The following is a 24,786-nucleotide window of genomic DNA, read 5'->3' on the forward strand; positions in this document are numbered from 1 at the left end:
CATCCTGGCGTCCGGGCGCGTCCGAAGGCTGGGAAAAACCTGGGAATCCGTGGGCTCGACCGCAGACATCCTCGCGCTCGCGTTCGCCTCGCTGGCCGCGGCCCCGGTGACCGAACTCAAAGTGTTCGCGAGCGCGCTGGCGATCGGCATCCTGCTGGACGCGACCGTGGTGCGGGCACTGCTGATGCCCGCACTTCTCGGGGTCCTGGGTGAGAAGACGTGGTGGCGGCCCGGACGACCGGGGCGATCTCAGGGCTTGCGCGCGACGACCACGAACTCGTTGTAGGCGAAGAACTTCCCGGCGAACCGCGGGAACGGGAACGAGTACTTCTTGACGACCGTCAGACCCACGTCGCGGGCCAGCGCCGACACCTCGTCGAAGGCGCTGAACCGGACGTGGGTCGCGTCGGTGGTGAAGCCCTTCTCCTGCGGCGTGATGAACACGACCCGGCCGCCGGAGCGGAGGTAGGGCAGGTACGACTCGACGACGGCCTTCGCGTCCGGCTCGAGCAGGTGCTCCACCAGGTGCGAGGCCAGGATCGCGTCGAACGAGCCGGGCTCCATCTCGTCCGAGGCGAAGAAGTCGTCCACCGTGTACGCGGTGAAGCCGCGTTCCCGGGCGAGCTCGATCGACGTCGGGTTGTGGTCGACGCCGACCGGCGGAGGGTTCTTGCCGTCGGACAGGTGCGAGAGGTTGCGCCCGATGCCGCAGCCGACGTCGAGCGTGCGGCCGAGCTTCAGGCGGCGCAGGTTCCACCGGTACGGGGCCTGGACGTTGAGCACCTGCTTCCAGCGGGCCGTTTCCAGCCGCTGCAGCCGTTCGGCGTAATCCGCGCCGGCCGTACCAGGTGCCTCGTTCGTCGCCACGTCCAGACCTTCCGTCCCGGGGTTTTTCGGAACCCTAGCCGAGGATCTCGATCAGGTAATCGCCGTAGCCGGACTTGCGCAGCGGTTCGGCGAGCGCGCGCAGCTGGGCGTCGTCGATGTAGCCCTGCCGCCAGGCCACTTCCTCGACGCAGCCGATCTTGAAGCCCTGCCGCTCCTCGATGACCCGGACGTACTCCGCCGCCTGGACCAGCGAGGTGAACGTGCCCGTGTCCAGCCAGGCCGTGCCCCGGTCGAGCACCGTGACCTTCAGCTGGTGCTCGTCCAGGTAGGCCTGGTTGACCGCGGTGATCTCGAGCTCGCCCCGGGCACTGGGCTTCAGGCCGCGGGTGATCTCCACGACGCGGTTGTCGTAGAAGTACAGCCCTGGGACGACGTACTTGCTCTTCGGCTTCTCCGGCTTCTCCTCGAGGGAGAGCACGGTGCCGGTCTCGTCGAACTCGACGACGCCGTAGGCCTCGGGGTCGGCCACCGGGTACGCGAACACGCGCCCACCGGTGAGCCCGTTGTGCGTCGAGAGCTGCCGGCCCAGACCGGCACCGTGGAAGATGTTGTCGCCGAGCACCAGCGCCACCGGCTCGTCGCCGATGAATTCCGCACCGATCAGGAACGCCTGCGCGATCCCGTCGGGAGAGGGCTGCACCGCGTACTGGATGTCCATGCCCCACTGCGAGCCGTCGCCGAGCAACTTCTCGAACTGCGCCGCGTCCCCCGGTGTGGTGATCACCAGTACTTCCCGGACGCCCGCGTACATCAACGTTGACAGCGGGTAATACACCATCGGCTTGTCGAAGACAGGCATCAATTGCTTCGACACAGCGTGAGTAATCGGCCACAGACGGGAACCTGTGCCGCCGGCCAGGAGGATTCCGCGCACGGTGCGCAGCGTACGCGATTCAGAAGGCGCGATGTTCGCGTGCCCGGGCGCCTACCTTCGGTGAAAGTGACGCCCCTCGCAGCGCGGTACAACCCCGGCGTGCGGCGGCTCGGCGATTCACGCTGTGTCGCTCCCGGTGACTACACTCCCGCGCCGTGAGGATTCTTGTCACCGGGGGCGCCGGTTTCATCGGGTCGCATTACGTCCGCACTCTGCTGACCGGCGGTTACGCCGGCGCGGCGGAGTGGTCGGTGACGGTGCTGGACTCGTTGACGTACTCGGGCAACCTGCCGAACCTCGACCCGGTCGCGGATGACCCGCGTTACACGTTCGTCAAGGGCGACATCACCGATGTCGACCTGGTGAACGATCTCGTGCCGGGCCACGACGCGGTCGTGCACTTCGCCGCGGAATCCCACGTCGACCGGTCGATCCTCGGTGCGGCGCAGTTCGTCACGACGAACGTGCTGGGCACCCAGACGCTGCTCGACGCGTTCCACCGCTCGGGCACCGGGCGGTTCCTGCACGTCTCCACCGACGAGGTGTACGGCTCGATCGACGAGGGCTCGTGGCCCGAGACGCACCCGCTGCAGCCGAACTCGCCGTACTCGGCGTCGAAGGCGTCGTCGGATCTGCTGGCGCTCGCCTACCACCGCACCCACCACCTGGACGTGGTCGTCACCCGGTGCAGCAACAACTACGGGCCGTACCAGTTCCCGGAGAAGGTCATCCCGCTGTTCGTCACGAACCTGCTCGACGGAAAGCCGGTGCCGCTCTACGGCGACGGCGGCAACATCCGCGACTGGCTGCACGTCGACGACCACTGCCGGGGCATCCAGCTCGCGCTGCAGGGCGGGCGGGCCGGCGAGGTCTACAACATCGGCGGCGGCACCGAGCTGACGAACAAGGAACTGACCCGGCTGTTGCTGGACGCGACCGGGCGAGACTGGGACAGCTTCGTGACCCCGGTCGAAGACCGGAAGGGCCACGACCGGCGCTACTCGGTCGACATCTCGAAGATCTCGTCGGAGCTGGGCTACACCCCCCGGGTGCCGTTCGCGTCGGGCCTCACCGAAACCGTGGAGTGGTACCGCGACCGCCGAGACTGGTGGGAGCCCCTCAAGCAGCGCGCCGCACTGGAGAAGTAGTCGTGCGCTGGCTGATCACCGGCGCCGGCGGCGCCCTCGGACACGACCTCCTCGTTGCGCTCCGCGGCGCGGAGGTGACCGCCGCGACGCGGGCCGACCTCGACATCACCGAGGCGGACGCGGTGCGCGCGGCCGTCGGCGGGCACGACGTCGTCGTGAACGCCGCCGCGTACACCGCCGTCGACAACGCCGAGACCGACGAGGTGGCGGCGACGCGCGTGAACGGGCTCGGGCCTTCGGTGCTGGCCGACGCGTGCGCGTCGTCGGGCGCCCGGCTGCTGCACGTGTCGACGGATTACGTGCTGCCCGGGGACGCGTCGTCACCGTGCCCGGAGGACGCCGCCACCGACCCGGTGAACGCGTACGGGCGCAGCAAGCTGGTGGGTGAGCAGGCGGTGCTGTCGCTGCTGCCGTCGCGCGGCTACGTGGTCCGGACGGCGTGGCTGTACGGAGAGACCGGCACCAACTTCGTCGCGACGATGCTGAAGCTGGCGGCCACCCGGCCGACGGTCTCGGTCGTGGACGATCAGCACGGACAGCCGACCTGGACGTCGTCGCTGGCGGCGCAGCTGGTCGCGCTGGGGCACGCGCCGGACGCGGGCCCCGGCATCTACCACGGCACCGCGTCGGGGCAGACCACCTGGCACGGGCTGGCCCAGGAGATCTATCGGCTGGCCGGGCTCGATCCGGCCCGGGTCTCCACCACGACGAGCGACGCGTTCCCGCGCCCGGCGAAGCGGCCCGCGTACAGCGTGCTGGCGCACGACCGCTGGGCCGCGGCCGGGGTGGCGGTTCAGCCGGAGTGGCGCGATCAGCTGGCTGCGGCGTTGGCCCGGCCGTCGTTCGCGGAGCTGGTCGAGAAGGCCCGGGCGGCCTCGTGAGTGGTTCCCGGTTGCGTGCGCTGCTGGGCAGCGCCGCGTCCGTGGGGGCCGGCTATCTGGTGCTGGGTGGTGCCGGGTACCTGTTCCTGGCGATCGCCAGCCGGGTGTTCGACGACGCGGCCTACTCGGCCCTGGCGTCGGTGTATCTGCTGGTCAACATCATCGGGCCGGGGCTGTTCGCGGCGGTCGAGCAAGAGACGAGCCGGAACGTGTCGACGCGGCTGGCGCGCGGGCTGGATCCGCGGCCGGTCGTGCGGCAGCTGGCGCTGATTTCGGCGGGGTTGTTCGCCGGCATCGCGGTGCTGACGCTGGCGCTCTCGCCGGTGCTGCTGCCCGAGGTGCTGCACTCCGACGCCGTGCTGCTGGTGGGGTTGCTGCTGGCGAGCGCGTCGTACGCGGTCGTATCGGTCACCCGGGGCAACTTCGGCGGGCGCCGCGCGTTCGGCCGGTACGGCACGTCGGTCGGCACCGAGGGCACGGTCCGCCTGATCGCGGGTGTGGTGCTGGCCGCATTGGCTCTCGGCGGGGTCGTCGCCACCGGAGCGACCGGCGGCGCCGGCGCCTACGGCCTCGCGTTCTGCCTCGCGCCGGCGGTGGCAGTGCTGCTCACCGCACGCTGGTTCCTGCCCGACATCCGCGGCGGCGCGGCGGACGGGCGCGCCGGGTCGGCTGCCGCCCCCGGCACGTCCGCGCCGGACGAGTTGCCCGTCACCGCGGCCGGCGAGGCCTTCGGTGGGCTGGCCCGGGGTGTGGGACTGCTCACCGTGGCCTGGGGGCTGTCGCTGGCGATCGCCAACGCGGCTCCGGTGGTGGTGAGCGGGCTGCTGCCCAACGACGCGGCCGGGGCGGCCACCGCGGCGACGTTCTCGTCCGCGGTCGTGCTGGCACGGATCCCGTTGTTCGTGTTCCAGGGCGCGCAGTCGCTGGTGCTGCCGTCGTTCGCACACGCGGCCGCCCAGAGCGACCCGGGCGCGCTCCGACGGGCCGTGCGCCCGGCGCTGCTGCTGGTCGCCGCGGTCGGCGTCGCCGCGATCCTCGGGAGCGCCGTCCTCGGCCACTGGGCCGGGCGGATCGCGTTCGGCCCCACGTTCACCAGCTCGAACCTGCTGGTCACGGCCCTGATGGTCGGCACGGTCGCCGGCATGGCCGTACAGATCGTCCAGCCCGCGCTGCTGGCGCTGGGCCACCACCGCTGGGTCGCCGGCGGCTGGGTGCTCGGCGCGGTCGTCTTCGCGGCCTGTTTCGCGCTGCCGTTCGCGCCGGTGACCGACGCGGTGATCGCCCAGCTCGCCAGTGCGGCCGTCACGATCGCGGTGCTCGGTGCCGTGCTCGGCCGCGCGCTGCGCAGCGTCCCCCAACAGTCTGAGGAGCTCAGCGATGTCCAACCCGCCTGAACGCGTGAGCGCCGTGGTGCTCGCCTACAAGGCGGAGCCTTGGCTGCGGCGCTCGGTCGAGGCGCTACTGGCCTCGGAGAAGGTCGACATCGACGTGATCCTGGTCGACAACGGCTGCACCACCGACGACGTCGACGTGCTGCAGCACCTCGACCGGGTCACCGTCCTGCGCCCCGGCACCAACACCGGGTTCGCCGGAGGCTGCAACCTCGGCGCCCAGGCCGCGACCGGCGAGTACCTGGCGCTGGTCAACGGCGACGCGGTGGTCGAGCCGACGACGATGTCCCGGCTGGTCGAGGAGGCGTCGAAGCCCGACGTCGGCATCGCGGTCGCCAGCGTGCGCCTCGCGGAAGACCCGGCGCTGCTCAACGCGGGGGCGAACCCGATCCACGTGCTCGGGCTCTCGTGGTCGGGCCGGATGGGCCAGCCGGAGACGCTCACCGAGCCGATGGAGACCGCGGGGGCCTCCGGGGCCTGCGTCGTGGTGCCGAAGGCCCACTGGGACGCGCTGGGCGGCTTCGACGACGAGTACTTCGCGTACCACGAGGACGCCGACCTCTCGATCCGCACCTGGCGGATGGGATTGCGCGTGCTGTACGTGCCCGACGCCGTGGCCGTGCACCGCTACGAGTTCTCCCGCAACGCCTTCAAGATGTACCTGGTCGAGCGGAACCGGCTGCTGTTCGTGGCCACGCTGTGGAGCGGTAAGGCCCTGGTGCTGCTGGCGATCCCGCTGGCCGGGCTGGAGGTCGCGATGACGCTGATGGCGGCGTCGCAGGGCTGGTTCCCGGCCAAGGTGAAGGGCTGGCGGTGGCTGTGGGCGCACCGCTCGCACATCCGCGCGCGGCGCCGGGTGCTGCGCGCCGAAGCCACGGTGCCGGACCGGATCTGGATGGCACGTTTGACAACAAAAGTCGATGCATCGGTCATTCCGGTACCAGCACTTGCGGGTGCGGTCAACGGTCTGGTCACGATCTGGTGGTCGGTGACTCGACGGTGGGTATGAGTGGCACGGCGCCATTACAGTTCGTCGGAATCGAGAACGAAGGCGAGAGCATCGTGACGGACGAGGACGCCGCTGTGCTGAGCAGCGACGAAGTCGCGGAGAGCACCGGCGTGGAGATCCCGGCGGTCGCGGAGGGTGACCTGCACGACGCCTCCGCCGATGCCCACGTTCCCGACAACAAGGACGTCTGGCTGGTCATCCCGGTCTACAACGAGGCCCAGGTCATCGCCGACGTCGTCGAGCACGCCCGGCAGACGTTCCCGAACATCGTGTGCGTCGACGACGGCAGCCGCGACGGTTCGGCCGCCGCGATCGCGCCGACCGGTGCGCACCTGGTGCAGCACCCGATCAACATGGGCCAGGGCGCCGCGCTCGAGACCGGTCTGCGGTACGCGCTGAACCGCCCGGGCGCCGAGTACTTCGTGACGTTCGACGCCGACGGGCAGCACCGGGTCGAGGACGCGCTGCGGATGCTCGAGGTCGCCCGCTCCGGCCAGGCCGACGTCGTCCTCGGCTCGCGCTTCCTCGAGTCGCGCGAGACCGTGCCGTGGATCAAGCGGCTCGTCCTCAAGACCGTGGTGACGCTCAGCCCGACGGCGCGGAAGCTGAAGCTGACCGACGCGCACAACGGCCTGCGGGTGTTCAACCGGCCGGCCGCCGAGGGCCTGCGGATCCGGATGAACGGCATGGCCCACGCGTCGGAGATCGTCGGCAAACTCGCCCGGTCGAACTGGCGGGTGTCGGAGATCCCGGTGACGATCCTGTACACCGACTACTCCCGGGCCAAGGGACAGTCCCTGGTCAACGGCGTCAACATCCTGTTCGAGCTGTCCCTGCGTCATAAAGGCGTCTAACCGATGGTCATCCAGTTCCTGCTGCTGCTCGCGGTCGCCGCGTCGCTGTTCTACTTCGTCCGGCGGCAGCACGGCGTCCGGTTGCAGGCGGGCAAGCGCCTCGCGTTCGTCGCGTTCCTGGTGTTCGCCGCGTACGCGGTGGTCCGCCCCGACGACATCACCGCGATCGCGCATTGGGTCGGCGTCGGTCGTGGCGCCGACCTGGTGCTCTACGCCACCGTCGTCGCGTTCGTCTTCGTCGTGATCAACTTCTACCTGCGGACGCGGGACATGGAGCGCCGCATCACCGACCTGGCGCGGGCGGTGGCGCTCCGGGACGCCGAGATCCTCAACCAGCACCGGTTGCCGCACTCCCCCGCCGCCGGCGAGGGGGCCGACACCGCGCTGCTCGCCGCCGTCGTCGCCGAGGGCAAGTCCTAGGTGCGGATGCCTGCCAGCAGGTAGCCGAGCATCCGGGCGCTGCCCTCGTCGGCGTCGGCGCAGTCGACGTTGGCCAGCGCGAGGCCGTTGATCAGCTTCAGCAGGTCGCCGGCGGCGACCTCGGGGCGGATCGCACCGGCGGCCTTCGCCCGGATGACCAGGCGGTCGGCGGCGGCGGTCATCGCGGCGTGGCACCAGGTGAGGTCGGCGCCCTCCCGGACCAGGGCGGCCCGCAGCGAAGCGGCGAGGCCCCGGTAGCGGATCGAGTGCTGGAGTACCGCCTGGAGCCAGCGGTCGAGCGCCGTACCCGGGTCGGTGTGCACGCACAGGGCGTCCGCCTGCTCGAGAAGCGCCTCCACCTGGTCGTGGAACACCGCTTCGAGCAGCGCGGCCCGGCTCGGGAAATGCCGGTAGAGCGTGCCGGACCCGACGCCGGCCCGCCGGGCGATGTCGTCCAGCGAGGCGTCGGCGCCGTGCGCCGCCACCGCCTCCCGGGCGGCGTCCAGGAGGCGGTCGTAGTTCCGGCGGGCGTCGGCGCGGCGCGGACGCCGGGCCGCGGGCGACGCGGGGAGCCCGACGGTCATCCCAGCTGGGACTCGATCGCACCGACGACCTCGGGCGACTCGGGCTCGGTACGCGGCCGGAACCGGTTCACGACCGTGCCGTCCTTGCCGATCAGGAACTTCTCGAAGTTCCACTGGATGTCGCCGGCCTCGCCGGTGGCGTCCGGCGCCGCGGTGAGCTCCTGGTACACCGGGTGCCGGTTCTCGCCGTTGACCTCGATCTTCTCGAACAGCGGGAACGTCACGCCGTAGGTGGTCGAGCAGAACTCCTGGATCTCGTCGGCCGAGCCCGGTTCCTGCCCCATGAACTGGTTGCAGGGGAAGCCGAGGACCGTGAACCCCTTGTCCTCGTATTTTTTCTGCAGCCGCTCGAGGCCCTCGTACTGCGGGGTGAGACCACACTTCGAGGCCACGTTCACGACGAGCAGCGTCTGCCCGGCGTAATCGCCCAGGCTGGCCGGGTCGCCGGAGAGCGTCCGCAGCGGGATGTCATAGATCGCCATATCCGGAGACTATCTCCGTACCGGGCTCCGAGCAGGGGCAGGTATGGAGCGCATGCATGCATGCATCACGCGGAGGATGGCGTTCGGGCAATCATCACCGTGACGCTCACGCGAGGACGACCGGGAAGTTCGGACGTGCGCACCGGCAGCACGAGGGAGACCGATGAGCCAGCCGATGCCCCTCCCGCGTCCGCGGGTCAGACTCGAGGACACTTTCGCCGAGACGCCCGGGAGGCTACCCAAACGTGTGCCGGGTGCGGCACTGCACGCGGTACCCGGAGCCCGCGTTTCCAGCCGGGTGGAGCAGCCACCGCCACTGGGCCGGCCTTCACCGCTGAGCCGGCCTTCACCGCTGGGCCGGCCTTCACCGCTGGGCCGGCCGTCGGCGTCGCGCGGGCGCCGTGGCCCGATCGGGCGCGTGCTCGCCGCGGTGCGGAACCGGTTCCGGCGATGCTAGACCGGCAGGCGCAGGGTTTCCTCGATCGCGGTTAGCAGGTCTCGACGGTTGAACGGCTTCTCGATCAACGTCACCTCGGGGTCGATCGTCCCCTTCGACGTGAGCAGTCGCTGCGCGAAGCCCGACATGTACAGCACCTGGATCGACGGATGCGTCGACCGCACCTGGTCGGCGACCTCGCGTCCCGACAGGCCCGGCATCGTGATGTCGGTCAGCAGCAGGTCGAGGCGTCCCGGGAAGCTCGCGGCGAGCTCCACCGCCTCGGCCCCGGTCGCGGCCGACAGCACCAGGTACCCGACCCGGGTCAGAATCGTCTCGATCGACGCACGCAGTTCGCGCTCGTCGTCGACGAGCAGGATCGTGCCGTAGCCCGGGCGGGCGGGCTCCAGCTGCACCGTGTCGGGCCGGTCGCCGGTCTCGACCAGCTCGGCCGACGGCAGCAGGATCGTCACGGTCGTGCCGATCCCGACCTCGGAGTCCAGGCTGATCGCCCCACCGGCCTGCGCGACGATCCCGTAGACCGAGGCCAGGCCGAGCCCGGTGCCGTGTCCCTCGGCCGCCTTCGTGCTGAAGAACGGCTCGAACGCGCGCTCGGCGACCTCGGGGGGCATGCCGGTACCGGTATCGGTCACCTGGAGCCGCACGTAGGAGCCGCGTTCCAGGCCGTACTCCCCCGCCTCGATCGGCCCGAGCACGGTGTGGTCGGTGCGGACGGTCAGCGAGCCGCCGGCCGGCATCGCGTCCCGGGCGTTGACGGCCAGATTCACCAGCACCTGCTCGATCCGGCCCGGGTCGGCGCTCACCGCGGCCGGGCGTCCGGCGAGATCGGCGCCGAGGACGACGTCCGCCCCGAGGGTGCCGGTGAGCATCCGCTGGACGTCGTACACGACGTCGTTGAGGTCGAAGACCTCGGGCCGGACGATCTCCCGGCGGCCGAACGCCAGCAGCTGACGGGTGAGCCGGGCGCCGCGCTCGGACGCCGCGAGGACCTGCGCGACCGCCTCGTGCGCCCCGTCGAGCGCAGGGGTGCTGGACGCGATCTCCTCCAGGTCCTCCTCGAGGATCGACGCGTGCGTGCTGATGATCGCGAGCACGTTGTTGAAGTCGTGCGCGACGCCACCGGCGAGCTGACCGAGGCTGTCCAGCCGCTGCGAGCGCTGCAGCTCGTTCTCCAGGCGCCGGTGCTCGGCCTCCTGCTCGATCCGGGCCGAGATGTCGTGCACGGTGGCGGCGACCAGCAGCCCCTCGTCGGTCTGGATGGAGGCGAGCGAGATCTCGGCCGGGAACTCGGAACCGTCCCGGCGGCAGGCCCGCAGTTGCAGGCCCTCCCCCATCCGGCGCATCCGCGGGTCGGTCGCGTAGACCGACCGGTGTTGCCGGTGCCGGGTGCGGACGCTTTCGGGCAGCAGGAGCTCGACCGGCTGGCCCCTCAGTTCGTCGAGGCGGTAGCCGAAGAGCCGCTGCGCCTCGGAGTTGACGAGCTGGATGAGCCCGTAGCGGTCGACCCCGATGATCGCCAGCGCGGTCGCGTCGAGCAGCCAGCGGAACTTGGCCTCGTCGCGGTGCCGGGCCGTGACGTCGCGGGAGACGCGGGCCGCACCGACGATCCGGCCGGAGGCGTCGGTGACCGGCGAGACCGAGAGTTCGACGGTCATCCGGTGCCCGTCGCGGTGCAGACGCTGCGCCTCGTAGATCTCGACGCTCTGGCCCTCCGAGATCCGGCGGAGGATGTCGGACTCCTCGTTCCTGCTCTCCGGGGCGTAGAGCTCGGCCATCCGGCGGCCGAGCATCTCTTCCTCGCTGTAGCCGTAGAGGTGGGCGGCGGCGGCGTTCCACGAGGTCACGCGGCCGTCCAGCGACTCGCCGATGATCGCGTCGCGGGCCGAGCGGACGATGCCGGCGAGCCAGCTCTGCGCGGCTCCGAGCTCGGTCGCGGCCCGCAGCGACAGCGAGACCAGCGTGCCGTCCGGTCCGGTCAGCGCGCTGCGGGCGGCGGTCGCGGTGAACACGCTGCCGTCCGGCCGGCGGAACGGGGTCGTCGCGACCGTGCCGGGTTCCGCGGCGATCAGGCCGCGGGCGGATGGCTCCTGGTCGGGCGGCGCGAGCAGACCGGCCAGCGTCTGCCCGACCAGCGTGCCGACCGGGCAGGCGAACAATTCGGCGGCCAACGCGTCGGCCAGCACGACCCGGCTGTCCGGATCGAAGGCCAGCAGCGCGGCCGGACGAGGCTCATCGGCCCCGAACGACAGAGTGCCCATTCGCCCCACTATGCCCCACTAATGGAGCAATGGGTCAGACGAGGGGGTCCGGGAACGGCTGGGTCGGTTGCGGGTACGAGTCGAGCTCGGCCGCGACGTTCGTCCTGTTGACCGCGTAGCTCTGCGTCACCAGGCGCGGCTTGATCGCGCCGCCGTCGACGACCTGGCGGCAGGCGCGGACGACCAGCTCACCCACCGAGGCGGGGAACGTCGCGATCGTGGCCTCGAGCTCCTTGGCCTGGACCGCACGCAGGCCGTCGAGCGTTCCGCCGACCGAGATCACCGAGATCGAGTCGGTTTTGCCGGCCGCCTTGACCGCCTTCGCCGCCGCACGGCCGATCACGTCGCTGCTGGCGAAGATGCCCTTGAGGTTCGGCTTGGCGGCGATCGTGTCGGTGACGACCTGGACCGCGGTGTTGTAGTTGTCGTTCGTCGCCTTGGTCAGCGAGACCGTGAAGTTGGCCTCGGCGCCCTCTTTGAAGCCGACGCGCTGGTCGGCGGCGTTGGGGTCGTCTTCGTCACCCAGCACCATCGCGACTTCGCTGCCCTTCGGGACCGCGGTGGCCATCTCTCGCGCCGCCTGGTGGCCGATTTCCTTGTCGGCCGGCCCGATCTGCGAGGTGATCTGGTAGCCGGCCTTCGCCGCGGCCGCCGTGTCCATGCGCAGGCCGAGGTTGAAGATCGCGACCTTCTTCTTCGCCAGAGCGGCGAGCGGCTTGATCAGCGCGGCCGGGTCGACCGGCGCGATCGCGAAGCACTTGAGACGCTGCTCGTTGAACGCTTCGACTTTGCGGATCTGGACCGCCGGATCCTTCGCATCGGCGGCGTCCGGTGAGACGTCGACCGCGAATTGGTCACCGGAGTCGACCGCTGCGCTCCGCAACGCGTCCCAGTCGTCCGACGTCGTATCCGGAACCAGGAGGCCGAGCTGAGCCTCGGCCCGATCGTTCGTGGCGGCGGACGACCGTTCCGGCGCCATGCCGCACCCGCCGGCAGCCAGGACCAAACCCAGACACGCGCTGACGCCGACGAGCGCGCGGACGGGTCTCCGACGAAGGAGCTGACGACGGTGTGTGACCACTCTCACGGTGATGGAACCTAGCAGCTCGAATCACCGTTCACCGCAGGGTCCCCCACCGCATCAGCCGATGTCAGCCACATCACCGGCCGACTTCTCATCGCAAATATCGAATAAGTGGGTGATCCTGACGGCGCCGATTCACGTGCTCGTCGTTTGACACCTCAACTCCCACCGGAGTATTCGGCCCCCGCATCACGACCGATCGGGGGCGAACCGGATCCGGTAGCGTCCCGGCTCGCCAGGAGTTCTGCGGAGGGGGTGACGATGCCGGTTCCATCAGAGGCTGCTGAGGGCATCCGGATGGGGTCCGCGCGAGGTCGCTGGGTGTTGCTGGCGACCGTGCTCGGCTCGAGCCTCGTCATGCTCGACGGCACGGTGGTGAACGTCGCGCTCGGACGGATCGGTAGCGATCTGGACGCGGACTTCGCCGGGCTGCAGTGGATCGTCAACGCGTACACACTCTCGCTCGCGGCGCTGATCCTGCTCGGCGGCGCGCTGGGTGACCGGTTCGGCCGGCGGCGGGTCTTCCTGATCGGCGTCGTGTGGTTCGCGCTCGCGTCGCTGCTGTGCGCGCTGGCTCCGACCGCGGAGCTGCTCGCACTGTCGCGGGCCCTGCAGGGGGTCGGCGGCGCGCTGCTGACACCGGGCAGCCTGGCGATGATCGCGGCGACGTTCTCGGCCCAGGACCGGTCGCGGGCGGTCGGCGCCTGGTCGGCCTTCGGCGGCATCGCGGGCGCGATCGGGCCGTTCGTCGGCGGGTGGCTGGTCGAGTGGGACTGGCGTCTGGTGTTCCTGCTGAACCTTCCGCTGGCGGTCGTGGTCGTGGTGGTCGCGCGGGTGCACGTGCCGGAGACCCGGGATCCGTCCACGGTGCGCGGATTCGACGTGAGCGGCACCGTGCTCGGGGCGGCCGGGCTCGGCGTCCTGACCTACGGGCTGATCGCCGGTGGTCGCGGGTTCGGCCCGTTCGTGTGGGCGCTGATCGCGGCCGGGGTCGTGCTGCTGGGTGCGTTCCTGCTGGTGGAGCGGCGGTCGCCGCACCCGCTCGTGCCGCTGGACCTGTTCTCCAACCGGACGTTCACCGCGGTCAACGGGGTGACGTTCCTGGTCTACGCCGCGCTCGGCGTGTTCTTCTTCCTGCTCGTGCTGCAGTTGCAGGTCGTGGCCGGTTTCTCGCCGATCGCGGCCGGTACCGCGCTGCTGCCGGTGACCGCGATCATGCTGACGTTCTCGTCGAGGTCGGGCGCGCTGGCCGACCGGATCGGCGCGCGGCTGCCGTTGACCGTCGGACCGCTGGTGGCGGCCGGGGGGTTGCTGCTGGCGTCGCGAATCGGCTCCGGGTCGTCGTACCTCGGGACCGTGTTGCCCGCGGTGGTGTTGTTCGGGGCCGGGTTGTCGCTGACCGTGGCGCCGCTGACCGCGACGGTGCTGGGGTCCGCGGAGTCGCGCCACGCCGGGATCGCGTCCGGCGTCAACAACGCGGTCGCGCGGGCGGCCGGGTTGCTGTCGGTGGCGGTGATTCCGGTGGTGGCGGGGCTGTCCGGTCAGGCGTACGCCGATCCGGCGGCGATGTCGGACGGGTTCCGGATGGCGATGATGATCTGCGCCGGGCTTCTCGCCGTCGGCGGCGTCCTGTCCTTCACCACCGTCCGGACGCCGGCCCGCGCCTCGTCGGGGGCGGCGCGTTCCCGGCCGACGCCGGCCACCACGGCGCCGACCGCGACCGAAGTGGGTGCGGCGGGCGCGGCGGGCGCGGTGGCGGCCGGTCCGGGCGCTGTCCCGACGAATGCGGCGGCGGGCGCTGTGCCGACGGGCGCGGCCGTGGTCGAAACGGGACCGGCGAACGCGACCAGCCCGGGCGCTGGGCCGACAAGCACGGCCGCGGCAGGCGCTGAGCCGACGAACGCGGCCGTCGCCGGGACCGGACCGGCGAGCGCAGCCGGCCTGGGCGGCGGGCCGACAAGCACCTCAGCGGCAGGCGCCGGACCGGCGAGCGCGACCGGCCTGGGCGCCGGGCCGACGAGCGCGGCCGCGACGGGCGCTGGGCCGACGAGCGCGGCCGTCGCCGGGGCCAGACCGACCAACGCGGGCGATGCCGGGGCCGGACCGGCGAGCGTCGCCGGCGCCGTACCAACAACCGCAGCCGCGGCCGGCGCTGGACCGACGAGCGGGGCCGACAGCGGGACGGGGCCGACGAGCGCGGCCGGCGCGGGCGCTGGGCCGGCGGGCGCGGCTGCGGCGGGCGCTGGGCCGGCGAACGCTGGGCCGACGGGCGCTGGGCCGACGGGCGCTGGGCCGACGGGCGCTGGGCCGACGGGCGCTGGGCCGACGGGCGCTGGGCCGGCGGGCGCGGCCGTCGCCGGGGGTGCGACGGCGGGCAGGGTGGTGTCGGGGGTCGGTGCAGCGACTCCGGGCGTGGTTGCGCCGGGGGTGGTGCCCGGGGCGGCCGCAGGAACCGTGGCGGCGGGGGCGGCGCCGAGCGTGGCGGCTCCTGAGGGCTCGCCGGACGAAGCGGCGCCGGACGAAGCCGGGAGCCCGGAGCCCGCGAGGGGCGGGTTCGACCTGGCGAAGTGCCTGCACTGCGGGGTGACCGGCCCGCAGCTCTACCCATCCGTCCCGATGGACGCTCCGCCCGTCCGGTAACCGCCCAGCCGCCACCCGGCCCCGCCGCCCCGCCACCCGGCCGCGCCGCCCCGCCACCCGGCCGCGCCGCCCCGCCACCCGGCAGCCGCCCGGCAGCCGCCCGGCAGCCGCCCGGCAGCCGCCCGGCCGGCCGGGCGGGCGGAGCGCTACGGCGGTAGTTGGTCCGGCTCGGGAGCCGGACCAACTACCCGCTAACGCTTGCGACGATCCTGCGAACCGTCGTCCGAGCCACCGCCGACCAGCCCGGCCCGGCGAAGCGCATCGGCCAGCGCGCCCTCGGGCTCGGGCCGCCCACCACGCGGCCCACCGCCCTGTCGCTGACCGCCGTGCCGCTGGCCACCGCCACCGGCGCCGCGCCCGCCCCGGTCGTCACGACCAGACCCACCGGACCCACCGCGACCGCCACCACGGCCGCCGCCCGCCCCACCGCGCTGACCGCCGCCGCCCTGCCCGTCACGGCCCTGGCCTTCACGGCCACCACCCGCGCCGCCGTCACGGCCCTGACCACCCTCACGGCCAGCGCCACCCGCACCGCCAGCGCCACCCTCACGAACCGCAGCACCGCCACGCCCCGCGCCGCCGTCACGACCCGCAGCACCGTCGCGCCCCACACCGCCCTCACGACTCGCAGCACCGTCGCGGCCCGCGCCGCCCTCGCGACCCGCGCCGCCCTCGCGACCCGCGCCACCGTCGCGGCCCCGGCCACCGCCCTGGCCCCGGCCTCCCTGGGCGCGGCTCCCGCCCGGCCCGGCTTCGTCCTCGAGGCGGAGCGTCAACGAGATCCGCTTACGCGGCACGTCGACGTCGAGCACCTTCACCCGCACGATGTCCCCGGGCTTCACGACGTCCCGCGGGTCCTTGACGAACGTCTTCGACATCGCCGACACGTGCACGAGCCCATCCTGGTGCACCCCCACGTCGACGAACGCCCCGAACGCGGCGACGTTCGTCACGACTCCTTCCAGCACCAGCCCCGGCGTCAAATCCGACAGCTTCTCGATGCCCTCGGTGAACGTCGCGGTCTTGAACTCCGGACGCGGGTCGCGCCCGGGCTTCTCGAGCTCGATCAGGATGTCGGTGACCGTGGGCAAGCCGAACCGCTCGTCGACGAAGTCGGCCGGCTTCAGCGTCCGCAGCGTCGCGGTATTACCGAGCAGCCCCGGCAGGTCGGAGCCCGACGTCTCGACGATCCGCCGCACGACCGGGTACGCCTCCGGGTGGACGCTCGTCGTGTCGAGCGGATCGTCCCCACCCGGAATCCGCAGGAAACCCGCGCACTGCTCGAACGCCTTCGGCCCGAGCCGGGGCACACCGCCGAGCGCCGCCCGCGACCGGAACGGCCCGTTCGCGTCGCGGTGCACCACGATGTTCTCGGCCAGCCCGGTGCTGATGCCCGACACCCGGGCCAGCAGCGGCACCGACGCGGTGTTCAGGTCGACGCCGACCGCGTTCACGCAGTCTTCGACCACCGCGTCGAGCGAGCGGGAGAGCTTCACCTCCGACAGGTCGTGCTGGTACTGCCCGACCCCGATCGACTTCGGATCGATTTTCACCAGCTCGGCCAGCGGGTCTTGCAGACGGCGGGCGATCGACACCGCGCCCCGCAGCGACACGTCGAGCTCCGGCAGCTCCTGCGACGCGTACGCGGACGCCGAGTACACCGACGCGCCGGCCTCGGAGACGACGATCTTCGTGAGCGTCAGCTCGGGGTGCTTCGCGATCAGCTCCGCGGCCAGCTTGTCGGTCTCCCGGGACGCCGTACCGTTACCGATCGCGATCAGCTCGACGTCGTGGGCGGCGCACAGCCGGGCCAGCGTCGCGAGCGACTCGTCCCAGCGGCGGCGCGGCTCGTGCGGGTAGATCGTGTCGGTCGCGGTCACCTTGCCGGTGCCGTCGACCACCGCGACCTTCACACCGGTCCGCAGCCCCGGGTCGAGCCCCATCGTCGCCCGGGTGCCGGCCGGTGCGGCCAGCAGCAGGTCTCGCAAGTTGCCGGCGAACACCGCGACCGCGTCGTCCTCGGCCGACTGACGCAGCCGGAGCCGCAGGTCGATGCCGAGCCGCACGACGATGCGGGTGCGCCAGGCCCAGCGCACGGTGTCGAGCAGCCACCGGTCGGCCGGACGCCCGTCGTCGCGGATGCCGAAGCGGGCCGCGATCCGGATCTCGTAGCCGGACGCTCCGGCCGGTGCCTGCGCCCCCTCGGGCAGCGCTTCCTCGGACGCGAAGTCGAGGTCGAGGATCTCTTCTTTCTCGCCGCGGAACAGCGCGAGGATGCGGTGCGAGGGAAGCCGGGAGTAGGGCTCGGAGAACGCGAAGTAGTCGGAGAACTTGGCGCCAGCCTCTTCTTTGCCCTCGCGGACCCGGGATGCGACGTGCCCGCGCTCCCACATCCGCTCACGCAGCTCACCGATCAGGTCGGCGTCTTCCCCGAAGCGCTCGACGAGGATCGAACGGGCGCCGTCGAGAGCCGCGGCGACGTCGGCGACGTTCTTCTCGGCGTCGACGTACTGCCCGGCCAGCGTCTGGGGGTCGTTCGACGGGTCACCGATCAGCGCGTCGGCCAGCGGCTCGAGCCCGGCCTCGCGGGCCACCTGCGCCTTGGTGCGACGCTTCGGCTTGAACGGGGCGTAGATGTCTTCCAGCCGCGCCTTCGAGTCGGCGGCGTTGATGCGGGCCGCCAGGTCGTCGTCGAGCTTGCCCTGGCTGCGAATCGAGTCCAGCACGGCCGTGCGCCGTTCTTCGAGCTCACGCAGGTAGCCGAGGCGCTCGTCGAGCGTGCGGAGCTGAGCATCGTCGAGCGCGCCGGTCTGCTCCTTGCGGTAGCGGGCGATGAACGGCACGGTCGAGCCGCCGTCGAGAAGGGCCACCGCGGAGTCGACCTGCCGCTCCTGCACGCCGAGTTCTTCGGCGATACGCCGGGCGATCGTCGCTACCCCGACACCGGTCGGGCCCGCCGGGCGTGCCCCTACCGATTCTGTTACCACGCAGCTCACCAATCCGTCTTCGGCCGGGTCTCTCCCGGCCCCGTCAGTTGCTCCGGAGAACCGTAGCGTCCGCGCGCCGACGCCGGTGCGCGTCGTCCACAGGCACGCACTTTTCAATGGCATGTTGAAAACGATCTGTTTAAACTCGTCGTATGAGCGAATCGTTGAGCAGGCCGAGCCCGAGCCGGGCCCGCGCCGAGCGCACCTATGCGGCACTGTTCCGGCTGGCCGAGCGGCACGCCGGCGACGCCGAGGCCCGGGCCCGCCAGGTGAACCCGGCGATCCTGGCGCCGCACGAGGCCGTCCGGCTGGTCTCGTTCCTGGCCGGCGGGTCGGCCGCGTACCGCGGGGGCGAGCCCGAGGTCGACGCGGACGACCTCACCGCGGCGCTGACGCTGGTCCCGCTGGTCCGCGCCGAGCTGGACGAGCTCGAACTCGGGCTGCTCCTGATGGCCAGGGGCCGGGGCATGACCTGGGCCGACATCGCGTTCGGCCTGGGCCTGGGCAGCGCCCAAGCGGCGTCACAACGCCACGACCGCCTGTCCAGCCGCACCGACCCGAGCAGCACCGACCCGAGCAGCGCATGACCCTCAGATAACCGGGCACAACCCCACAATGATTACCAAAACCGCCGTAACCGTCAGCCTGCTGGCGGTTCTGACCGCCGGACACCCCGGTACGGCTCGCCCGAACGCCCAGGACCAGGTGTTCCTGCGCACCGCGCACCAGGGCAATCTGGCCGAGATCAGCGCGGCACGGATCGCCCAGCAGCGTGGCACCACGTCGGGCGTCCGCGACCTGGCCACCCGCTGGATCAGCGACCACACGTCCGCCGACCGGTCGCTCGTCCAAGCCGCGATCGCCCTGGACGTGGTGCTGCCGGCCGCGCCGACCCCCGCCCAGGAGGCGCTCACCGCGCGCTACCGGAACGCTCCCGACGCGGAGTTCGACCCGCTCTGGGTGTCCACGCAGGTCACCGAACACCAGCGGGCGGCCTCGCTGGTGACCGCCGAGCTCACCGCCGGTGCGTCGCCGACGGTCACGGCGCTGGCCCACTCGGCCGGGCCGATGATCTCCACCCACCTGCGCCTGCTGACCGCCCTCGAACCCGCGGTCGGCGCCGCGATTCCCGCCCGGCCCGACGTCCCCCGGCCCGGCTCTGCCCCGCTCCCACCGCCCGCCGCTCCTCCGGCCGACCAGAGCTCCGTCGCGCCCGTCCGAGAAACCCCCGGCTGGACGCAGCCCCGCGCGAACACCGCCATCCCGATCCCCGGAGGCCCCTGGCCCTCCACCACCGCCGCCCCCTGACCGGCACGGCCGGGGCCGTACGCGGCACCCGGGTCAGAAGCCGCCGTCCTCCTCTGCGCCACCGCGTCACCGCGTCACCGCTCCCGGCCCCGACCGCGAGTCGCGGCCGGGCCCACCGCCGAGCCCGGCACCGCGTGCGGTAAGCAGGACATCGAGCCGAGAGGAAGGGCTGACGTGAGCCGTTACGTCATCATCGGAGCCGGTGCGATCGGAGCACCGATCGCCGCCCAGCTGCGCACCGCCGGCATCGGCGTGGTCCTGGTCGCGCGCGGCGCGCACCGGACCGCGATCTCGACCGACGGGCTCCGCTACGTCCGCCCGGACGGCGAACACCGCGTCAGGCTGCCGGTCGCCGGATCCGCCGCCGAAGTCGACCTGACCGTCGGCGACGTCCTGGTGCTCACCACCAAGACCCAGGACACCGAGGCCGTGCTGGCCGAGTGGTCGTGGCGCCCGGTCACCGGCGGCACCACCGCGGCCGAGTCGCTACCCCTGATCAGCCTGCAGAACGGCCTGGAGAACGAACGCGCCGCGCTCCGCCGCTTCGCCCGCACCTCCGGCGCCGCGGTCCAGATGCCGAGCAGCTACCTGCGTCCCGGCGAGGTCGTCGCGCCCGGCGACCCGGTGGTCGGCGCGTTCTTCCTGGGCGGCTACCCGGACGGCCTCGACCCGGACGCCGAGGTCTGGGCCACCGACCTCCGCCGCTCCGGGTTCGCGGTCCGCCTGGTCGAGGACCTGCCGCGCTGGAAGGCCGGCAAGCTGCTCAACAACGTGCTGAACCCGCTCGACGCGCTCTACGCCGGCCACGAGCTCTTCGACGACGTCGCCGCCGCACTGCGGGCCGAGGCCCGGCGGGCGCTCGAGGCGGCGGGCCTCGACCCGGCCGACCTTTCCGCCGATTCCGACATGCGCGTCCGTCTCGCCGACGACCTGCTCGACCAGTACGGCGGCAGCTCCACCCGGCAGAGCCTCGGCAAGCGCGCCGGCGCGACCGAGGCCGACTTCCTCAACGGGGAGATCGTGCTGCTCGGCCGTTTGCACGGCATTCCGACGCCGCTCAACGCGGCGATGCAGGCGGCGGTGGCGAAGGCCGCGCGCGACGGCGTCGCGCCCGGCGGCGGCGATCCCACGCTTCCCGCCACGCTGCTCCGCCTGGCCGCCGAGGAGGTCCGGTGACCGACGTGCTGATCACCACCGAAGAGCTACGAGCCCTGCTTTCGGACGCTACTGAGCTCACGATTCTCGACGTGCGCTGGGCACTGGGCGATCCGCACGGAGAGCAGCACTACCGCGACGGGCACGTGCCGGGCGCGATCTTCGCGAACCTGGACACCGAGCTCGCGTCCCCGGCTACCGCGGCCGGCGGTCGGCATCCGCTGCCTGCGGTCGCGGACCTGCAGGACACGGTCCGCCGCTGGGGTGTCCGTACCGGGAAACCGGTGGTGGCCTACGACAACACCGGCGGGCTGGCGGCCGCCAGGGCCTGGTGGCTGCTGCGCTGGGCCGGCGTGGACGACGTCCGGTTGCTCGACGGCGGGCTCGGGGCGTGGATCGCGGCCGGACACGACGTGCAGACCGGCGAGAACCCGGCGCCCGGCGGCGGGGACGTCACGCTGCGCCCGGGGCAGCTCCCGGTCCTCGACGCCGACCAGGCCGCCGCCCTGACCGGCACGGGTGTTCTGCTGGACGCCCGGCCGGGCGAGCGTTACCGCGGCGAGGTGGAGCCGGTGGACTCCCGTCCCGGGCACATCCCGGGTGCGGTGTCCGCTCCGACGGCCGGCAACCTCGGTACGAACGGCACGTTCCGCGACCCCGCCGAACTTCGCGAACGGTTCGCCGCGCTGGGCGTGGACGCCGCGGCCACGGTCGGCGTCTACTGCGGCTCGGGCGTGACCGCGGCGCACGAGGTGGCCGCGCTCGCCGTCGCGGGTATCCCGGCCGCGCTCTACCCCGGCTCGTGGTCCCAGTGGTCCGCCGATCCCGCTCGCCCGGCCGCGACCGGAGAACAGCCGGGGACCCCCGCCGTATAGGCAGGGGCCCCCGAACGCGGCCCGCGGGAAGGCCGCGCGTTCACCGGCCGATCGGCCGGTAGCTCAGAAACCGGCCGCCTTGAGCTGATTGCGCAGAGGCGTGCCGAGCGGCGACGTGTGGGTCAGGCGGGTGTGCAGGTTTCCGCGGGTGGCGACGTCGGTGTAGTACGTGTGACGGCGCCGGGCGATGCACCCGTCCTGGCGGGCGTGGTTCGGCAGCTGGTCGGGGTCGAGCTGGGAGTTGATCCCGTCGCGCAGCAACGTGAGCGCCTCGGCCCGCAACTGCGAAACCCGCGACTCGGTCACCCCGAGCTCGGCCGCGATCACCGCCATCGGACGCTCGTCGAGGAAGTAGGACTCCACCACCGTGCGCAGCCGCTCCGGCAACGCCGAGATCGCCTGATGCAAATAGCCGATCTTCTCCCGGTGCAGCAGCAGCTCCTCCGGACCCTGGGTGCGGTCGGGCACCAAGTCCTCGGCCGTCCCGGCCGCGAACCCCTGCAGCGAGAGCACCACCGCGCGCTGCACGTCGTCGGCCGCCGAATGGAGCTCGGCCACCGCGACGCCGAGCGTCTCGGCGAGCTCGGCCTCGGAGGGCGTGCGGCCGAGCTGAGCGGTGAGCTCAGCGGCCGCGGTCTCGATCTTGCGGGCGCGGTGACGGACCGACCGGCTGGCCCAGTCCAGACCCCGCAACTCGTCCAGCAACGCACCCCGGATCCGGACGGTCGCGAACGAACCGAACGGAGTGCCGCGCGACGGATCGTAGGACTTCGCCGCGCCGGCCAGCGCGGCCAGACCGGCCGACGTCAAATCGTCGCGATTGACGTGGGCAGGGACCCGGCCCAGCATCTCGCGGACCAGGTGGCCCACCAGGGCCAGGTGATCACGTACCAGCGTGTCGAGTTCCCGCTCGGACAAGCGCTCCGGAGTGGCAAGACTGGTCATGCGGTCCCCCCTGAAATCTCTCGGTCGGCGCCGGCCGCGTCCGCTCCCGCAGCGGTGCTGTTCCGGTCCGACACAAAAGAGATTTCTCCCGTTCGGGTGCGAAAAAGGGTGTCACACGGTTGCACCTCGGTTGCAAGGAGTAATCACCCCCTCACAGAAAGCCCCGTCGCCACGTAGTTGGTAGTGACCTGGAGCCCGCTGAGGGCGACGCTGCCGATCGGGCGCGATGACGCCGCGTATAACTGATACTCAAGTCGTCGCGCCCGCTCGGCAGCGTCGCCCTCAGCGGGCCGCCCGCTCAGTTAGAGAAGTCTTGGGTTAGCCAGAGGGTGCCCTTGGCGTCGCGGTACAGGTCGATGCCGATCTGGCTCAGCGACGGGTTCAGGATGTTGCGGCGGTGACCGTCGTTCGGGGCCACCTCGTCGATCATGCTCTGGGTGATGCGGGTCGCAGTCGCGGCGTGCGCGGCGTCGGTCGCGGCGCTGGTGCTGCCGAAGCCGATGTTCTCGGCCCACGCGCTCCACTTCAGGCCCTGCGCGCCGATCCGGGCACCGCCGTTGCTCTCGCCGGCGCACTGGTGGGAGAGCCCGCAACCGCCGGCCATCGTCAGGTTGTGCTCGTGGGCGGCACCGATGAGCTGGTTGTTCAGCGTCAGCGCCTTGGCGCCGTTGGCGGCCCGCAGCTTGTTGATCTGGAGCAGAACGGCCTGCACCGGGGCGTTCGTCGTACCGGTGTTCGCGGTCGGGCCGGTCGGCGTGACCGTGTCGGCCGGAGCGTTCGTGACCGGGCTGCTCGCGGTCGGGCTGCTCGTCGTCGGGCTGCTCGTGGTGGGGGCGGACTTGGCCGGGGCCGTCTGCTGCGTGGTCGTCGAGACCGAGCGCTGCACGTGCCGCTGGCCCCACGGGCCGTAGTAGCGGTAGTGGTCGACGCTCTGCGAGTAGCGGTCGTAACCCCCGGCGGGCTGGTCGGCGGCCGATGCCGCCGAGCCCGCGCCGACAGCCATCGTGGTGAAGATCGCGGCGGTCAGGACGCCGAACGCGAGCTTCGTACGCACGGTGGTGTTTCGCACGAATTGTCCCCCTTGGTCGGCGCCGGCGTCGGTTGCCGTTGGCGTCATCAGGAAGGTCGGCGGTCTCGGCCGGACGCTGCGAAAACCGTCGGTGAGGCTCTGGGGGTACTCCGGGTGCAGCCAGGTTGCTGGCATGCTCGGGTCATGGACATCGGATTCGGGCTGCCGGTCTCCGGGGCCTGGGCAACGCCGGAGAACGTCGTCACGGTCGCGCGGCACGCCGAGGAACTGGGCTACCGGACGCTCTGGTCGTTCCAGCGGCTCCTCGTTCCCGAGGCGCAGCCGCTGCCACCGGTCTACGCGAGCGTCCTCGATCCGGTGGTCTCGCTGGCGTTCGCCGCCGCGGCCACCGAGCGGATCGGCCTCGGCACCGCGATCGTCAACGCGCCGTTCCTCGCCCCCGCCGTGCTCGGCCAGCAACTGGCGACGCTCGACGTGCTGTCGCGCGGGCGGCTGGTCACCGGACTCGGGCTGGGCTGGCTCCCGGCGGAGTTCTCCGCGACCGGCGTGCCGTTCGAGCGGCGCGGTGCCCGGCTCGAGGAGTACCTGCACTGCCTGGACGCGATCTGGGGCCCGGACCCGGTCGCGTTCGAGGGCGAGTTCTACCGGGTCGAACCGTCCACTGTGCTACCCAAGCCGGTGCAGAGCCCCCGCCCGCCGATCCTGCTGGGCGGCGACGCACCGCGCGCGCTGGACCGCGCCGGGCGGCTCGCGGACGGCTGGATCAGCGCGAGCCGCTTCGACCCGACGAAGCTCGGCGACGCGATCGGCGTGGTCCGCGGGTCGGCCGAGAAGGCCGGACGCAACCCGGATGACCTGCGGTTCATCTGCCGGGGGGTGGCGGTGGTCGGTCCGCGCAAGCGGATGCTGACCGGCACGCTCGGCGAGATCCGCGCCGACTTCCCGGCGCTCGAGGCGCAGGGCGTCACCGAGGTGTTCGTCGACTTGAACTTCGATCCCGCGGTCGGGTCACCGGACGCCGATCCGGTGGGGTCGCTGCGCCACGCGCTGACCGTGCTGGAGGCGCTCGCCCCCTAGGGGCAGGCCCGGATGAACCCCCGATTGCGCTGGTGGGGACACTAGGGACATGACTTCCTTCCGGCGCATGCTCGCCGTACTCGGCGCGGGCGCGGCCGCCACCGTGTTCGCCGTGCTCGTTCCCGCGTCCGCGTGGGCCGCCGAAAACCCGGCGCTGGCCTCGGTCGCGACCGAGGTCGCCCGGGGTCGGCGGCGCAGTGGTGGTGGCTTCGGCGGCATCTGTGGTGCGGTGTGCTGCCTCCTGTTCATCGCGATCATCGTGATCGGCGTCGTGCTGTTCATGCGACGTCGCGGCGGCGGTTCGGGCGGGTCCGGCGGCCCCGGGGGCCCGGGTGGCCCCGGCGGCGGCTGGGGCCCCGGCGGGCCCGGCGGTCCGGCCGGCCCCGGCGGCTATGGTCCGCCGACCTCCGGCCCCGGCTACGGCCAGCCGACCTCGGGT

23 protein-coding genes are annotated in these 24,786 nt (G+C 72.2%); 14 read left to right on the forward strand and 9 right to left on the reverse strand.

What is annotated here, in order from left to right; all coding sequences use genetic code 11:
* The first annotated feature begins 49 nt into the window (after positions 1–49).
* On the forward strand, positions 50–286 hold the full coding sequence (locus ACIBZJ_RS10885; RefSeq protein WP_395928019.1) for an MMPL family transporter: 237 nt from the start codon (positions 50–52) through the stop codon (positions 284–286).
* Here the strand turns inward: ACIBZJ_RS10885 and ACIBZJ_RS10890 are convergent.
* Together ACIBZJ_RS10890 and rfbA are read right to left on the reverse strand one after the other, a co-directional pair.
* Positions 250–867 carry a class I SAM-dependent methyltransferase gene (locus ACIBZJ_RS10890; RefSeq protein WP_395928021.1) on the reverse strand — a complete coding sequence of 206 codons (618 nt, stop codon included), beginning with the start codon at positions 865–867 and terminating at the stop codon, positions 250–252. The two genes, ACIBZJ_RS10885 and ACIBZJ_RS10890, sit on opposite strands and share 37 nt — an antisense overlap.
* Before the next feature lie 34 nt (positions 868–901).
* Positions 902–1,762 carry a glucose-1-phosphate thymidylyltransferase RfbA gene (rfbA, locus tag ACIBZJ_RS10895; protein ID WP_395928023.1) on the reverse strand — a complete coding sequence of 287 codons (861 nt, stop codon included), beginning with the start codon at positions 1,760–1,762 and terminating at the stop codon, positions 902–904.
* Positions 1,763–1,917: 155 nt separating this feature from the next.
* Here rfbA and rfbB point away from each other — a divergent pair, with 155 nt between their 5' ends.
* From rfbB to ACIBZJ_RS10925, 6 genes are all read left to right on the forward strand, one after another.
* Positions 1,918–2,910, forward strand: coding sequence for a dTDP-glucose 4,6-dehydratase (gene rfbB, locus ACIBZJ_RS10900; protein WP_395928025.1), 993 nt, complete (start codon positions 1,918–1,920; stop codon positions 2,908–2,910).
* 2 nt (positions 2,911–2,912) lie between these two features.
* Positions 2,913–3,791: a dTDP-4-dehydrorhamnose reductase gene (gene rfbD / locus ACIBZJ_RS10905; RefSeq protein WP_395928027.1), complete on the forward strand. Its 879-nt coding sequence runs from the start codon at positions 2,913–2,915 to the stop codon at positions 3,789–3,791.
* Positions 3,788–5,185, forward strand: coding sequence for a hypothetical protein (locus tag ACIBZJ_RS10910; protein ID WP_395928029.1), 1,398 nt, complete (start codon positions 3,788–3,790; stop codon positions 5,183–5,185). Before rfbD ends, ACIBZJ_RS10910 begins: the two co-directional genes overlap by 4 nt.
* The gene (locus ACIBZJ_RS10915) at positions 5,169–6,191 is read left to right on the forward strand and encodes a glycosyltransferase family 2 protein (protein ID WP_395928031.1); all 1,023 of its coding nucleotides are present in this window, start codon (positions 5,169–5,171) and stop codon (positions 6,189–6,191) included. The genes ACIBZJ_RS10910 and ACIBZJ_RS10915 overlap by 17 nt, the downstream gene beginning before the upstream one ends.
* A gap of 140 nt (positions 6,192–6,331) precedes the next feature.
* Complete coding sequence (locus tag ACIBZJ_RS10920) at positions 6,332–7,045, forward strand: glycosyltransferase family 2 protein (RefSeq protein ID WP_395929087.1); 714 nt, start codon at positions 6,332–6,334, stop codon at positions 7,043–7,045.
* A 3-nt stretch (positions 7,046–7,048) separates the two neighbouring features.
* Entirely contained in the window at positions 7,049–7,465 is a 417-nt protein-coding gene (locus ACIBZJ_RS10925; RefSeq protein WP_395928032.1) for a DUF2304 domain-containing protein, read from the forward strand.
* Here the strand turns inward: ACIBZJ_RS10925 and ACIBZJ_RS10930 are convergent.
* From ACIBZJ_RS10930 to ACIBZJ_RS10945, 4 genes are all read right to left on the reverse strand, one after another.
* On the reverse strand, positions 7,462–8,049 hold the full coding sequence (locus ACIBZJ_RS10930; RefSeq protein ID WP_395928034.1) for a TetR/AcrR family transcriptional regulator: 588 nt from the start codon (positions 8,047–8,049) through the stop codon (positions 7,462–7,464). The genes ACIBZJ_RS10925 and ACIBZJ_RS10930 overlap by 4 nt on opposite strands.
* Positions 8,046–8,531, reverse strand: a complete 486-nt coding sequence (locus ACIBZJ_RS10935) for a glutathione peroxidase (RefSeq protein ID WP_395928036.1) — start codon at positions 8,529–8,531, stop codon at positions 8,046–8,048. The genes ACIBZJ_RS10930 and ACIBZJ_RS10935 overlap by 4 nt, the downstream gene beginning before the upstream one ends.
* Before the next feature lie 453 nt (positions 8,532–8,984).
* Positions 8,985–11,246 carry a PAS domain S-box protein gene (locus tag ACIBZJ_RS10940; RefSeq protein ID WP_395928038.1) on the reverse strand — a complete coding sequence of 754 codons (2,262 nt, stop codon included), beginning with the start codon at positions 11,244–11,246 and terminating at the stop codon, positions 8,985–8,987.
* Between the two features lie 34 nt (positions 11,247–11,280).
* The gene (locus tag ACIBZJ_RS10945) at positions 11,281–12,225 is read right to left on the reverse strand and encodes a substrate-binding domain-containing protein (protein WP_395928040.1); all 945 of its coding nucleotides are present in this window, start codon (positions 12,223–12,225) and stop codon (positions 11,281–11,283) included.
* Positions 12,226–12,591: 366 nt separating this feature from the next.
* Here ACIBZJ_RS10945 and ACIBZJ_RS10950 point away from each other — a divergent pair, with 366 nt between their 5' ends.
* Positions 12,592–14,970 carry an MFS transporter gene (locus ACIBZJ_RS10950; RefSeq protein ID WP_395928042.1) on the forward strand — a complete coding sequence of 793 codons (2,379 nt, stop codon included), beginning with the start codon at positions 12,592–12,594 and terminating at the stop codon, positions 14,968–14,970.
* A 191-nt stretch (positions 14,971–15,161) separates the two neighbouring features.
* On the opposite strand, the gene ACIBZJ_RS10955 is transcribed toward ACIBZJ_RS10950, so the two are convergent.
* Positions 15,162–17,957 carry a Tex family protein gene (locus ACIBZJ_RS10955; RefSeq protein WP_395928043.1) on the reverse strand — a complete coding sequence of 932 codons (2,796 nt, stop codon included), beginning with the start codon at positions 17,955–17,957 and terminating at the stop codon, positions 15,162–15,164.
* A gap of 152 nt (positions 17,958–18,109) precedes the next feature.
* Between ACIBZJ_RS10955 and ACIBZJ_RS10960 the strand changes: the two genes are divergently transcribed.
* The 4 genes from ACIBZJ_RS10960 to ACIBZJ_RS10975 all read left to right on the forward strand — a co-directional run bounded on the left by ACIBZJ_RS10960 (position 18,110) and on the right by ACIBZJ_RS10975 (position 21,295).
* A complete protein-coding gene (locus ACIBZJ_RS10960; RefSeq protein ID WP_395928044.1) occupies positions 18,110–18,544 on the forward strand; it encodes a DNA-binding protein in 435 nt (144 codons plus the stop codon).
* Positions 18,545–18,572: 28 nt separating this feature from the next.
* Positions 18,573–19,265, forward strand: coding sequence for a DUF4142 domain-containing protein (locus ACIBZJ_RS10965; RefSeq protein ID WP_395928045.1), 693 nt, complete (start codon positions 18,573–18,575; stop codon positions 19,263–19,265).
* Positions 19,266–19,439: 174 nt separating this feature from the next.
* The gene (locus ACIBZJ_RS10970; RefSeq protein ID WP_395928046.1) at positions 19,440–20,441 is read left to right on the forward strand and encodes a ketopantoate reductase family protein; all 1,002 of its coding nucleotides are present in this window, start codon (positions 19,440–19,442) and stop codon (positions 20,439–20,441) included.
* Positions 20,438–21,295 carry a sulfurtransferase gene (locus ACIBZJ_RS10975; RefSeq protein WP_395928047.1) on the forward strand — a complete coding sequence of 286 codons (858 nt, stop codon included), beginning with the start codon at positions 20,438–20,440 and terminating at the stop codon, positions 21,293–21,295. The genes ACIBZJ_RS10970 and ACIBZJ_RS10975 overlap by 4 nt, the downstream gene beginning before the upstream one ends.
* A gap of 63 nt (positions 21,296–21,358) precedes the next feature.
* Here ACIBZJ_RS10975 and ACIBZJ_RS10980 read toward each other — a convergent pair whose 3' ends face one another.
* On the reverse strand, positions 21,359–22,240 hold the full coding sequence (locus ACIBZJ_RS10980; RefSeq protein ID WP_395928048.1) for a sigma-70 family RNA polymerase sigma factor: 882 nt from the start codon (positions 22,238–22,240) through the stop codon (positions 21,359–21,361).
* Positions 22,241–22,538: 298 nt separating this feature from the next.
* Positions 22,539–23,309, reverse strand: a complete 771-nt coding sequence (locus ACIBZJ_RS10985) for a CAP domain-containing protein (protein WP_395928049.1) — start codon at positions 23,307–23,309, stop codon at positions 22,539–22,541.
* A 144-nt stretch (positions 23,310–23,453) separates the two neighbouring features.
* Between ACIBZJ_RS10985 and ACIBZJ_RS10990 the strand changes: the two genes are divergently transcribed.
* The gene (locus tag ACIBZJ_RS10990) at positions 23,454–24,347 is read left to right on the forward strand and encodes a TIGR03619 family F420-dependent LLM class oxidoreductase (RefSeq protein WP_395928050.1); all 894 of its coding nucleotides are present in this window, start codon (positions 23,454–23,456) and stop codon (positions 24,345–24,347) included.
* A 49-nt stretch (positions 24,348–24,396) separates the two neighbouring features.
* Positions 24,397–24,786: hypothetical protein (locus tag ACIBZJ_RS10995; protein ID WP_395928051.1), on the forward strand; the 390-nt coding region annotated here is incomplete at its 3' end.

Source organism: Cryptosporangium sp. NPDC051539 (assembly GCF_044454545.1).
Taxonomy (GTDB): domain Bacteria; phylum Actinomycetota; class Actinomycetes; order Mycobacteriales; family Cryptosporangiaceae; genus Cryptosporangium.